Raw genomic sequence first — 13241 nt, 5'->3', positions numbered from 1 at the left:
TATGTTAATGATAATAAATCGCTCTTTTTGACGAATATATTGACATAAATGATATTTTTCGCCAAATTGTGCGAAGAATGAAAATCGAACAAAACATGTCCGATCAACCAATTCTCAAAACACTTGGGCACAGGCTGGCGCAAACACGCCTCTCTGAAAATATGACACAAGCACAACTTGCGAAGTTTGCGGGCGTGTCCAAACGCACATTGGAACGGATGGAAAACGGAGGCTCGTCACAACTAGTAGCGCTCATTCGCGTCTGCCGTGTCTTGGGACTGATCGAGCGTTTCAACGATCTGATTCCTGAATTACCGCCGAGCCCGATGGCGCAATTGAAATTGAGGGGCCGTCAGCGTAAGCGCGCACGACCGCGCCCCGATTCGGCAAGGTATTCCGAGCCCAATCGCACCGCCGGGCAGTTTCTGCTGGAAGAGCCAAAACCCAGCAACTGGACATGGGGAGACGACACATGACAACGATCGCGGAAGTGAAGCTATGGGGGCGCACCATCGGCGCGGTTTCAGTAAATGGCCCGACGGAGGTGGCGGGTTTTGAATACGAGCGCACATTCATTGAAAGCGGCATTCAAGTTGCTCCCATTGTGATGCCATTGAGTGATCGCATTTATAGTTTTCCCAATTTGCCATGGCGGACATTTCATGGATTGCCGGGAATGCTGGCAGACTCGCTGCCGGACAAATTTGGCAACGCGCTCATCAACGCATGGCTTGCCACGCAGGGTCGGACGCCGGACTCGTTCAATGCCGTTGAACGCCTTTGTTACACGGGGGGGCGCGGCATGGGGGCGCTTGAATTTGCGCCGGTGGTCGGCCCCGTGACGCGCGCGGCGAAAAAAATCGAAATCGACGCGCTGGTAAAACTCGCCTCCGAAGTGCTCCAGCATCGCAATGATTTGAAGGGCACATTCTCCGATGGAAAACGCGCACAGTCGCTCAAGGACATTTTGAGGGTCGGAACATCCGCGGGCGGCGCGCGCGCCAAGGCGGTCATCGCTTGGAATCCCCTCACCAACGAAGTGCGTTCAGGCCAGGTCGGCGCAGGTGACGGTTTCGAATATTGGTTGCTCAAATTCGATGGTGTCTCAAACAACCGCGACAAGGAACTCGCCGACCCAAAAGGTTACGGCGCGATTGAGTATGCGTATTCACTAATGGCTCGCGAGGCGGGCATAGCCATGAGCGAATGCCGTTTGCTGGAGGAGCATGGACGCCGCCATTTCATGACGCGCCGTTTTGACCGGCTGCCCGGCGGCGGAAAGCTTCACATGCAGTCGCTCTGCGCGATGGCTCATTATGATTTTAACAGCGCGGGAGCCTATTCGTATGAACAGGCGCTGCAAGTGATACGAATACTCGGTATGCAAACAGACTCGGTCGAGGAGCAATTCCGGCGCATGGTTTTCAACATCATCGCGCGCAATCAGGACGACCATGTGAAAAACATCGCCTTTCTCATGAACAAAGCCGGGCGCTGGACACTTTCACCGGCGTTTGACCTGACGTTTAGTTACAATCCAGACGGCGACTGGACATCGCAGCATCAGATGACAATGAACGGCAAGCGCGACGGTTTCACCTTGGCCGATTTCAGGGCGTGCGCGCGAAACGCGATCATGAAACGCGGGCGCGCCGAGACGATTATCGACGAAGTGCGCGCTGCCGTCTCCAAGTGGCCTGATTTTGCGAAGCAAGCCGGTGTTTCCGCCGTGTGGCGGAAACACATTCAACAAAACTTGCGAATAAAAAAGTTCGCGTAGTGTCGCGGATTACCAGAGCACGCGGTAGCCGAGGTTGAACGCCCATGGACGGTCGTAGTTGTCGGCGGTCGCGTATTCATATTCCAAATACACTTGGCTGATGTCGGTGAGGCGATACATGGCGCCGAGACCGACCTCGAAACGCCAGCCCTCGCAATCGGGCGTGAACTCCCGGTCAAGTATCTCCACGAGCCCGCCGCTGCTGCTCACTTTTGCGGCGGCCAGTTTTCCGTAGGGATGCCACTTTGTGTCACGGAATTGGCGGCCCGTGCGGATGCCGACGCGGTATTGCTGCGAACGCAACGACTCCATGTTTATATCGAACGCGCTCACTGTGGACGTGGTTTCATATTCCGCTTTTCCAAACCATGACATCGACGCCTGCACGGAAGGTTCAAGCCACCAGCCGTTGCTCCAGTTGAAGCGGCGGCCAATTTCGACAGAGATTCCGCCCATGTTGGTGTTGTCCTCGCCGTTGGTCACATGGCCGTTCGGGCTCTTGGCGTCGATGGTTTGCTCTTGGTGCCCGCCCTTGATGATGGCGTCGGCATACCAGCCGCTTTTGTGCAACCAGCTGCCATACACGCCGAATGCCACCGTGCGACTTTGGCTTTCGCCGCTGTTGTCAAGATCGAGATCAACCGCGCCGACGTCGGCAAACACGCCGAGGAGCCATGTTGCGTTTTCGGTGTTGAAAGCGCGATCCCCGCCCGCGGTGACGCCGTAGCCGTATTGCGTGTAGGAGCGTCCGCTCATGTCCGCGTCCGCATTCAGTTGATAGCCTCGTCCGCGCAGCCAGATGTTGCCCTTGTTGGCGGCGTTGGGGGCAAGCGCTTCGCGTTCCATGCGGATTTCGCCCATGCGCTGGTGCATGGAGTCCATTGCGTAATTCCAATCCCTGCCGAGCATGGCCGCGGCGGCGATGGCGGCGTCGACAACGCTCGATTGTCCAGTGTCCTGCAAATACCATGCGTTGTCGTTGAGCAGCCCGGTGTTCTCAGTGCCCTTTATCAAGACGAATTTGTTGAGACCGAGATCGAGTTCGTCGATCTGGTTTCCATAAATATCGACGAGGTGATACTGCGCGGTGTCGTCTCCCGCCGCGCCGGTGAAGTTGATCAGTTCCACATAGGAGCCCTCGGCGGGGGCTTGGCCTGTGGACACGATGTTGACGCCGAACACGCCGGATGCGTTTTCGCTGATTTGCAAGTAATCGCCCGCTAGACCGCCATCAATCACGGTCCAGGTTTTTCCGGTGGCAAGCCGCCTCACCTCATCGAAATCGACATTGAGGGAGAGAATCGAGTCCACGCCGTCGAGCCGGGCTATCGTCATTGTTTTTGGAGTGCCCGCGGCGAAGCTTAGCCGGCTGCTGTTCATGTAAACATTTCCAAGGCTCATGCCGGTCGCGGCGGCGATGAGCCGGGCGTTGTTCATATCGACACCGAGTGTCGAGGCGATGGTGTTGGCACGGGTGATTGTGACGGCGGCATTGTTTGTGAGTGCGAGCGTGCCCGAGCCGGCGACCGTGTTGGAGAGCGTGCCGTTCACGCCCGAGAGTTCGTAGATGGCGTCGGTGCCCACGTTGACGGTTGCGATGTTCAGGGCGGAGATGTGCGTGGCGAGCAAACGGCCCTCGTTGATGTCCACGGCGCCTTCAAAGTCGCTGTTGGCTTGCGCAATGGTCAGTGTGTTTGCGCCTTCCTTAATCAAGCGTCCGCTGCCAACGAGTGTGTTCTCGAGCGTGCCGCTTGCGGTGTTCGAAATGGTCAGGCTTCCGGTGCTGTCGGTAAACTCGATGATGCCGTCACCGAGACCGCCCGCATTGTCAAGAAGCGCGGCGGAATCCGCATTGATGGTGATTTGGGAATGCAGATCGGCGTTTGCGCCGTAAACGGCGAGCGTGGAGGAGTTGACGACGAGGTTTGCGCTCGTGCTGCCGGTGACGGTGCCACGGATTTCGCTGTCGGCATTGAGTTGCAGCGTGCCGCTGTTGAGCGCGAGGATCGAGTTTTCCTTGGCGTTGAGGGCACCGATTTCCTGGGCGAAGTTGCCGGCGTCGAACGCGGCGCCGTCTTCAATCGCGAGCATGGAGGTCTGCCCCAATGCTCCATTTGCACCAAGCCGGAGCGTGCCGCTGCTCACGCTCGTGGTGCCGGTGTAATCGCTTTCCGCGTTGCTGAGCATGATCCAATCGGTGGCCTTTATGTCGAGGCTGCCGTCGCCTGTGATTTTTGTGTTCAGCGTCGAACCGGCGGCGGTGCCGTCGTCGTGATCGAGAACCATCGTGCGTCCGTCGAGGATATCAAGTTGTTTCAGCCCGTAGGAAATATAGAGGCCGTCGCTCGAGGCACCGGTGCTTGCCACATAGTCGTAAGTGGCGACGGCGTCTGTCGTCACGCCGTCGTGCGAAAGGTTGATGCTGTGTGAATTGCTGACCACCGCGCCGTTTCCGTCGTGGATGACAAGATTGGCGGCGTTGCCGGAGGCCCAGTCGGCCTCGATCAATTTCATGAGCACGTCGCCGTCGTCCTGCTTCAGCAACGGCGTGCCTTCCAGCGCCGTGAGATCTGTGCCGCTCGGGATCAATCCGGGCTCTTTGAAGCCCACTTGGATGCTGCCGGAGCCGACAGTGAGGGTGCCTGTCTTCAACACGGTTTCGACCTGACCCGCCATCGGTTCGACTTCGCCGAATTGCAGCAAGCCGCCGTCAAGTGTGATGCCGCCGATCTGGCGTGTGCCGGAGCTTGCCGCGATTTGGGTGGCGTTGCCTGTGCCCAGTGAAAGGGTCGCGTTTGCGAGCAGAGCTTCCGTCGAATCGTCTATGACATAGGCGCTGTTTTTCAATTCCACCGCGCCTTGGAAACCGGCTCCGGTCGTCGTGGTGTTCATGCTGAAAACGTCCGACGTGCCGGTGAGATTCACGGTCAATGTGCCGCTGCCCCGCAGGGTGTTGCTCCACTGGAAATTTCCCGCGGTGGCTGTCTTGAGCGTCAGGCTTCCGTCGGTTTCGATTTCGACGGTGGCGTCCGCGCCGAGGTTTTCTTGCGAGGCCACTGTGCCGCTTCCGGTGATATTCCAAGTGCCCGCGTAATTTGTTTGCGTGCCGGTTAGGTTCACGCCGGAGGAGCTCACTTCGGTGATGCCCGCGCCGGTGATGGTGTTGCTGAACACGGTCACGCCGTCGGCGATTTCAATGACGCTGCCGTTGTCAATCGTGCCGGCGCCGAGGGCGTTGTTTGAGGCGATATTTAGCTGGCCCGCGGTTACTGACACCAAACCTCCGAAATCCGCGGCGGCGGTGTTTCCATCCATGGTCAGCGTGCCCGATCCCGCCTTGACCAGTGTGCCCGTGATTTTGAGGGCGCCGGAATAAGTGCTGTCCTCCGAGTTGTTCACGGTTAATTTGCCGATGCCCGAAAGCACGCCTGACGACGCGCCGGACAGGTCGCCCACTTGCTGGTCGTAGCCGTTGAGGTTGAATGTGCCGTCAACCACGAGCGCGGCGCTGTTTATGATTATGTTCGCGACGCCCGCCGTGATCACGCCGGCCTTGATGGTCGTTGTTCCCGAGTAGGATTGCGCCGAGGAAAAGGTGAGCGAACCAGCGCCCGTTTTTATCAGTCCGCCGCTGCCGATGAAATTGGTGCCGATGATAACGTTATGGCCGTTGGTATCAACGCCCGCGCCCCCGTTGAGGATGCTGACATACGAAATCCCCGAGATAAAATCTGCCGAATCCGCGGCCGCGCGAATCGTGCCGCTGTTGAAACTGACCACAGCCGCGCCGGCCTTTTTTTCAAGTCCGGCGACTTCCAGCACGCCGCCGTTCAAGTTGATCGTGCCCACGCCCGTGCTGTAATTTCCGAGTGCGATCACACCGGGGAAAATGACCGAGCCTTGGTCGTTGATGTTCAGCGTGCCATTCGACGAACCGCCGATTGCAAACTCGTGTGTTATGACATCGGCTTCGGTCATGTCCCAAATGCCATTGTCGTAAATGGATACTGTCCCGGCTGCATCGAAACCGATGAGATATGCGCTCGAGAGAGCGGACTCCGTCCCGCTGACCACCTTGCCATTGTTCCTGATCTCCAAAAGACCGCTGCCATAATCGCCGACAGTCAATGCAGTGCCGATGGTCCACTGGCCGTTGCCCGACACCTTGACTTCACCGCTTCCGTCAACTCCCGCGCCGATTATATTGTCGGAGCTCGTTACCGCACCACTGCCTTGAATGGTCAACTGTCCCGTTCCCCAGCTGCCCGCGGCGCTGCTGGAGCCGCCGATATGGAGAGTGCCCGCGTCCCATGTCGCGTTGCCGTCAACAGACACCGTGCCGACCGCGCCGGCGTTCAAGCCGATGTGGGCGCCGTCGGTTTTGAGCGAGGCGTTGTTGTGCAGCGACACCGAGCCTGTCCCGTCGGAACCAATCGTGGCGTGGAGTGTTTCAAGCGAGGCGTTGCTCCACATTACCAGCGAGCCGTTGCCGCCGGCATTTTCGCCGATGTATAAATTTCCCGCCGCCGGGGCTGTGGCCGTGACAACCGCGTCGGTGCCAAGGATCAATCCGCCCGCGCCATTGCTTCCCACAACAATGCCGCCAACCTCAAACGTGGAATTGGCGACCACGGCCGTGCCGCTGTTGTCGATGTAGGCCGTGCCGGTGGCGCTGGGCGCTGCGGGCGTCCAGTTTTCGGGCCGGCTCCAGTCACCCGTGCCGGTGCCCTGCCATTGGGCTTCATCCGCGCGCAACGGTGAAAGCGCGCATGCTGTCAGGAATATCGCGGCGAAAAAGGTCCGCGGATTGTTCAATGAGGTTTTCATGTAGGAAAGGAGTTCAAAATTTTGTGGGTGGCACCGGTGCCGTTATAGCCGGAGTTTTCGCACAATTATGTTGGATTGGATGAATTAGGTTAGAGCAAAGAGAGAAATAAATGACCGCCCAAGTTGTCAAAGGCTGCTAAAGCCACTCATGGCTTAACTACATCCCACTAATCGCAACCACTTTTCAAGTATTTTTCGTCACAACATTTTTCGTGACGCACCCCGCGATATTGCAAAATCAAAAAAATGTATCGCGTCCGATTGACGGGGATTTGACGGTTGGGCGCTACGGTTGCGGTTTTGTCGTGGTGCGGGTGATTTTTATTTTTTCTCCCTCAATGTTTTCCTCGCCGCGGATGAGCGTGAGTTTTTCGCTGCTGAAGGTGACTGTTTCGTCCGGATTCGAGCGATCTATGATGACTGGATTTTCCGTGAGCGTGATGCGATCCTCGGCGGGAATGATCTCGGCGCGACCGCTTGTGACTTCGCGTGAAAGCTGTTTGAATCGCACATCCCCCGTCGCAACCAGCAGGAGAATCTTGGAGGCGATGGTTTGCAGTTTGGGGTCGAGCGTTGAATCCGGTTTCGGCGGTTGAGGCGGTGCCCCGGTCTTGCGTGGATCTGCGTCAACCGTCAGGTGGTTGCAGGCGAGGTCGAGATTCGTTCCCTCGAGGTGGACGTCCCCGTCAAAAACGGCGTGCGACAGTTCGTCGGGAGTTGTCCACATGGTGAGCGTCCGGCTGGTGACAACCGTGTCGATGTCGGGCGAGGCTGCGGGGCCCTGGGGCGTGTTTGCGCTGAGGTCCTTGATCGGGGGAAGGGTGATGCGGACATTGTTTTCGGCGGTCAGGCGGCGTTCGAGCCGTTGAAGCGTGAAAATATCCGCCGAGGCGGTTGCGGATGCCTCGTGATCGATGAGCACGGGGTTTTGGGTGAGTATGATTTTATCCTCATTCGGCAGGATTTCGGCCTGGCCGCCGGTCGCTTCGCGGCTGGCTTGGGCGAGGTGGACGTTGCCGATGGCGAGGAAATGTTGCAGCGGTGCGATTTTTGGCGCGGGTGCGTCGGGAGCGGGTTGTTTCTGCGGTGTGACGGCAAGCACGAGGTGATCGCAGGTGAGCCGGGTGTCCGTGGCGGCGACAGTTACGTTTTCATCGAGATTGGCGTGGGTGAGACCGTCGGGTGCCTCCCTCATGACAAAGTTGCCGGCGGTGATGACCGTGTTTTCCAATTTGGCATTTTCCACGCGCGGTTCCGTGCCGGTTGCCTGCCAGGGCGGGAGGATGAATCGTCCGGTTTTGCCTTCGATGCGGCGGTCGGCGCGGTGGAGGACGAGCGGGTCGCCGGCGGCGGTGATCTTGAGTTCAGTGTCGGTGACGACGGCGTTTTGTGTGAGCGTGATGCGGTCCTCACGCGGAAAAACATCGGCGCGTCCGCAAGTGACCGTGCGTGCGCCTTGGGTGAGGCGGACATTGCCGGTGGCGACGAGAAGCTGGAATTTGTCGAGCGGTGTGAGCGCGGGGTCTTTGTCGCGGAGGCGCGCGGCGGTGATTTCGAGGTGATCACAGGCAAGGCGCAGGCCGTCGACCGAGGTGATGACGACGTTGCCGTTGAGGACGGCCAGGGTTGTGCCGTTCGTTTCGTTTTGTGTGAGCGCGAGCGAATCGGCGGTGACGAGCGTCTCGTCGGGCTCGAGTGCGGATGGGGGATTTTGGGAAGCCGGTTGATCGGTGGCGGAACGGCCGAGGATGTTTTTGAGCGGGGCTTTGTAGAGGATGCGGGCGTTTTTGTTTATCGTGAGTTTTTGCCGCGCATGATCATAGGCCCAGTCCTCGCCCGTCACGTCGAGTTCGTCCTCGCGTGCGAGGCGGACATTTTCTTTTCCCTCGATTCTCGGTGCCGGCGAGTCGAACTCGAACACACTTGCCACGGGCGCTGTCATGCGGGTCACGACACGGGCGCTTCCGTCCCCGGGGTATTGGATGAATTCGAGCCGGCCGATGTCGATCTGGCGGGTATTGATGATGGTGGCCTGTTCCCCGGAGATAAGCGATGTGCGGTGCCCGGCGTCGTTGAACGCGGGATACCGGGGATTCTTGACCGGGACGTTTGCGAAAATGCTTCTGCCCCCGGCGCCGGCAAAAACACCGGCGGCGAGGGCGGAAAACAGGAGTGCTGTGAGAAGGGCGCGCACGCGCGTTGTTTCGGAAAACTATTTCCCGTGGGCGGCGAGGATGCAGTTGCAGATTTCCCGGACGGCGCCCGCGCCCGCGGCTTTTTTGGTGATGATGTCCGCCGCGGCGAGCGCGGGGGGCTGGGCGTTGGAGACGCTGATGCCGATGCCGGCCCATTTTATCGCGGGCGCGTCGATGGCGTCATCGCCCATGTAAACAATCTGGTCGGCGGTGAGCTTGAGCTTGGCGGCGAGTTTTTTAAGTTCGGCGAGTTTGTCGTCCTGGCCCTGGACGACATACGGGATTTTCAGGTCCTTGGCTCGGACGGTTGTCGCGCCGGATTTGCGGCCCGAGAGCCATGCGGTGGTGATGCCGGCCCAGCCGAGGTAAATGAGGCCGGCACCGTCGAGGATGCTGAAGGTTTTCGACTCGGTGCCGTCGCTTGAGACGATGAGCGAGCCATCGGTGAGGATGCCGTCGACATCCATGGCGAAGAGCCGAATTTTACGCCACTGCGCGGCGCTGATTTGGGATTTTGTTTTTTTGGATTTTTTTGTAGGCATGGGAAAAGAGGATGTTGTTTGCGCGCGGCGATTTTTCGATGAGATTTTTTATGAGGCAGATGGGACGGATGGGAGTGCTGAATGTGCGTTGTATGTTTTTTGGAAAACACGGCATTTGCGAAATCCAAAAATCCAAAATCGACTCAACCCATCCATGCGGTGATTTTTTCGATCACGCTGTCCTTTGTGGGGCGGAAGACGTGTTCGAGTTCGGGGGCGAAGGGCACCGGCATGTCGAGCGATGCGATGCGCAGCGGCGGGGCTTCGAGCGAAAAGAAAAGTTCCTCGGTGAGCTGCGCCACGAGCTCGGCGCCGAAACCGTGCGAGCGCCGGCCTTCGTGCAACACGATCAGGCGGTGCGTGCGAGAGAGTGACTCTCGGATGGAATCGAGGTTCAGCGGAGCGAGGCAGCGCAGGTCGAAGAGGTCGAGGTTGCGCTCGTATTCAGCGGTGAAATAATCGCAGGTCTCGGCTGCAATGTGAGTCATTTCGCCGTAGGAAACAAAAGTGGCGAAGTCGCCCGCGCGCAGATGCGCGGGTTGCCAGATGTCTCGGTAATTCGAGTCCCACGTGATGGGCGACTTGCCGCGTCGGTAGAGGCCCTTGTGCTCGAAAACGAGAACGGGGTTGTTGTCCTCGTAGGCGGCGAGGATGGCGTTGAACGCATCCTGCGGATTGCTCGGGTAGAGCGCCTTGAGGCCGGGGAATGCGGTGAACAGCGATTCGAGTTCCTGCGAATGAAAGGAGCCCAGGGTGATTCCGCCGCCGCAGGGGAATCGCAAAACGAGCGGCACTTGCGCGCCGGAGCGGAAGCGGTAGGTGGCGGCGTTTTGTGTGATTTGGGTGACTGCCTCCGTGGAAAAATCGGCGAACTGGAACTCCTCGATTGGACGGCGTCCGCCGAGCGCGAGGCCGATTGTGAAACCGGTGCAGGCGCTCTCGGCGAGCGGGACGTTCATGACGCGGGGGCGTCCGAAATCGCGCAACAGATGCTCGGTGACTTTGAACGGGCCGCCGTAGGTTCCGATGTCCTGGCCTAGTATGAGCGACTCGGGACGTTCGGTGAGGATTTTGCGAAGAGCGGCGTTGATGGCCTGCGCCATCGTCAAGGGTGAGTTGTCGGCAAGCTCGATGGCGGGTTTCCACGGCATCGGTTCGGCGGCGGGGGCAAAAATGTCGCGTTGCATCGGTGCGGCATCGGAGGCGGGACGCGGCACGGTGAGCGAAATTTTGACACAGGTTTCGAGATAGGCGGAGAGCTCGGCGTCGATTGCGTCGAGTTGCGCGGCGTGGCCCGCGCCTGCAAGGCGGGCGCGGAATTTCGGGAGTGGATCGGCGGCGGCGATGCGCTCGGACTCGCCGGGCGGATAATAATCGCAAGTGTCGTAAGCGGCGTGCCCGCGGAGGCGGACGACACTGGCTTCAACGAGCATGGGGCGCGAAGTGGCGCGGACTTTTTCGAGCGCGGCGGCAAGCGTGGCGGCGGCGAGTTCGGGATTTGTGCCGTCGAGCGCGAAGCCCTCGATGCCATAGCCAGCGGCGCGCTGCCAGAGGGCCGCGCCGGGCGCGCATTCCTCCTCGTAGGGTGTCGAGTAGGCGTAGCGGTTGTTTTCGATGACAAAAAGAACGGGGATGTTGAGCAGCGAGGCGAGGTTGAGCGTCTCGTGAATGTCGCCGGTGGATGACGCGCCCTCGCCGAAAATGGCGATGCCAACGGCATTTTTCCCCGCGCGGCGTTGCGCGTCGGTGCAACCGGTGACATTGGACGCCATCGCGCCGAGATGGCTGACCATCGGGAGCGAGCGATTCGCCGGGTCGCCGCGATGGACGTTTCCCTCGCGGGCCTGCGTGGGGCTTTCGGAGTTTGCAAAATACTGGTTGAGGTGCGTGCAGAGATGCTGGCTCCAAATGAGATGTCCGCCGAGTCCGCGATGCGTGAAGGAAATGACATCGGTTGTTTTGTCGGCGAGCAGCGCAAGGGGCACGACGAGCCCTTCGTGTCCCTGTCCTCCGGTGACGGTGCCCTTGATCAAACCCTGGCGGAAGAGGTCAAGGATGCGGTTGTCCGTGAGGCGCGCGAGTTGCATCCACGCGTAAATGCGAAGAAGGGCGGGGGAGGAAAGGGCTGAAGGGCTGAAGGGCTGAAGGGCTGAAGGGGCGGCACCGGGCGCGCTGAAATCGGCTGCGCGGAGATCGCGCTCATTGAGGATGGCGGGCGGTGCGGGAAAGTTGGTCGTGGATGCCATGGAAAAATGTGAGCGTTACGCGGATTATGTTTTCACTTTGTTCCCAAACAAAAGTCAGCGAACGATGCGGCTAAAACGTGAACACCACCAAAATCATGGTCTTCAACCATGATCTGTCCGGTCGCAGTATCCATGCTTATGGGATTTCCGCTGCCGTCCCAGCCGATAAGAAAACCATCTCGCTTCTTCCATCCTCCGTCCATTGCGGCTTCTCGTTCGAACTTTCTGTGGCTCTTCGTCAGCTCTTTGATATCGTCCAATGTCTCGGAACGAACAACACCGCCGCCGCACTCTGCGAGATACCAACGATAATCAGCGGGTATCGGCCCGAATTTTTTCTCAAATGCGCAAAGTGCGCTCTCACTTGCGGGTTTGGCTCCAAACCCTTCTGGCAATGCTAAATGCGCCTCTTTAATACAGTGTTTCTGATCGGGTGTCATTTTGGTTATGGCGTGGTGTTGAGTGCGGCGCTTGGGGTGTAAAGCATTGCGGAGGTATGGAAAGTAAAAAAGGGCGTCGCAAGCGACGCCCCTACGTGAGTGTTCGAAAGCTGGCGCTTACGCCGCGAGCTTCGGCGTTTTCGCAAGCGCGGCGTCGAGGGAGGCGATGAGCGAGGTGATCGTTTCCACGGTTTCGTCACCCATGTTCGAGATGCGGAAGGTTTTGCCTTTCAGCTTTCCATAGCCGCCGTCGATCACGAGGTTGTGCTCGGCCTTGAGGATTTTGTTCAGGGCGGCGATGTCGTAGTTGAGCGTGTTGGCAAAGCAGTTCAGCGAGAGCGAGCCGTAGCCTTCCTTCGGGAAGAGTTTGAAGCCTTTCGCAAAGCCCCAGTCGCGCACCATTTTGTTGAGCTGCGCGTGGCGGGCGTGGCGGGCGTCGAGTCCCTCGGCCTTGATGTCGTCGAGTTTCGACTTGAGCGCGTAGATGAGAGGGATGACGGGCGTGCTGGGCGTCATGCCTTTTTCCCAGTTGGCTTGGAATTCAAGGAAGTCGAAATAGTAGCCGCGGCTTTCGACGGTGGCGGCGCGTTCGAGCGCGCGCTTGGAGACCGACATGAGCGAGAGGCCGGGAGGGAGCGCGAGCGCTTTTTGCGAGCCGGTGATGAGCACGTCGATGCCGAGTTCGTCCTTTTTGATCGGAACGACGCTGCAGGAGCTGACGGTGTCGACGATCGAGATGACGTCGGGGAAGTCGCGCAGCACGGCCATGAGCGCGGGCAGGTCGCTCATGCAGCCGCAGGAGGTTTCGTTGTGGATGAGGGTGACGGCGTCGTATTGGCCGGTGGCGAGTTCCGCGCGGAGCGCGTCGGGTTCGATGGGCTGGCCCCACTCGACTTTGAGCGCGCCTGCGTCCTTGCCGCAGCGTTTCGAGACGTCGAACCATTTGTCGGAAAAGGCGCCGTTCATGCAGTTGAGCACCTTCTTTTTGACGACATTGCGAATCGCGCCTTCCATGCAGCCCCACGAGCTGCTGGTGCTGATGTAAACGGGGTCCTTCGTATACATCAGCGTCTGGAGTTCGGGCTGGACGGCGTTGAAGAGCGCGACGAAGTCGGCGCTGCGGTGTCCGATCATGGGCTGGGCCATGGCGCGGAGCGTTTTTTCAGAGACGGCGATCGGGCCGGGAATGAAGAGTTTGTAGCTCATGAGGA

At 59.1% G+C, this 13241-nt stretch carries 8 protein-coding genes; 2 read left to right on the top strand and 6 right to left on the bottom strand.

What is annotated here, in order from left to right; genetic code table 11:
• Positions 1-77: 77 nt before the first annotated feature.
• Both CKA38_RS14955 and CKA38_RS14950 read left to right on the top strand, forming a co-directional pair.
• Complete coding sequence (locus CKA38_RS14955; protein WP_108826286.1) at positions 78-476, top strand: helix-turn-helix transcriptional regulator; 399 nt, start codon at positions 78-80, stop codon at positions 474-476.
• Positions 473-1780 (top strand): type II toxin-antitoxin system HipA family toxin, encoded by a 1308-nt coding sequence (locus tag CKA38_RS14950; protein WP_108826285.1) that lies wholly within the window; start codon positions 473-475, stop codon positions 1778-1780. Before CKA38_RS14955 ends, CKA38_RS14950 begins: the two co-directional genes overlap by 4 nt.
• 9 nt (positions 1781-1789) lie before the next feature.
• On the opposite strand, the gene CKA38_RS14945 is transcribed toward CKA38_RS14950, so the two are convergent.
• The 6 genes from CKA38_RS14945 to CKA38_RS14920 all read right to left on the bottom strand — a co-directional run bounded on the left by CKA38_RS14945 (position 1790) and on the right by CKA38_RS14920 (position 13236).
• The gene (locus CKA38_RS14945; RefSeq protein ID WP_108826284.1) at positions 1790-6607 is read right to left on the bottom strand and encodes an autotransporter outer membrane beta-barrel domain-containing protein; all 4818 of its coding nucleotides are present in this window, start codon (positions 6605-6607) and stop codon (positions 1790-1792) included.
• Positions 6608-6893: 286 nt separating this feature from the next.
• Positions 6894-8801 (bottom strand): LptA/OstA family protein, encoded by a 1908-nt coding sequence (locus tag CKA38_RS14940; protein ID WP_108826283.1) that lies wholly within the window; start codon positions 8799-8801, stop codon positions 6894-6896.
• An 18-nt stretch (positions 8802-8819) separates the two neighbouring features.
• Positions 8820-9344: a KdsC family phosphatase gene (locus CKA38_RS14935; RefSeq protein ID WP_108826282.1), complete on the bottom strand. Its 525-nt coding sequence runs from the start codon at positions 9342-9344 to the stop codon at positions 8820-8822.
• A gap of 143 nt (positions 9345-9487) precedes the next feature.
• A complete protein-coding gene (locus CKA38_RS14930) occupies positions 9488-11590 on the bottom strand; it encodes an alpha-ketoacid dehydrogenase subunit alpha/beta (RefSeq protein ID WP_108826281.1) in 2103 nt (700 codons plus the stop codon).
• A 32-nt stretch (positions 11591-11622) separates the two neighbouring features.
• The gene (locus CKA38_RS14925) at positions 11623-12030 is read right to left on the bottom strand and encodes an SMI1/KNR4 family protein (protein WP_108826280.1); all 408 of its coding nucleotides are present in this window, start codon (positions 12028-12030) and stop codon (positions 11623-11625) included.
• A 117-nt stretch (positions 12031-12147) separates the two neighbouring features.
• Positions 12148-13236, bottom strand: coding sequence for a pyridoxal-phosphate-dependent aminotransferase family protein (locus CKA38_RS14920; protein WP_108826626.1), 1089 nt, complete (start codon positions 13234-13236; stop codon positions 12148-12150).
• Between the last annotated feature and the right edge of the window lie 5 nt (positions 13237-13241).

This window comes from Ereboglobus luteus (assembly GCF_003096195.1).
Lineage (GTDB): Bacteria > Verrucomicrobiota > Verrucomicrobiia > Opitutales > Opitutaceae > Ereboglobus > Ereboglobus luteus.
The sequence above is the reverse complement of the archived record's forward strand: the minus strand, read 5'-3'. Positions and strand labels throughout refer to the sequence as shown.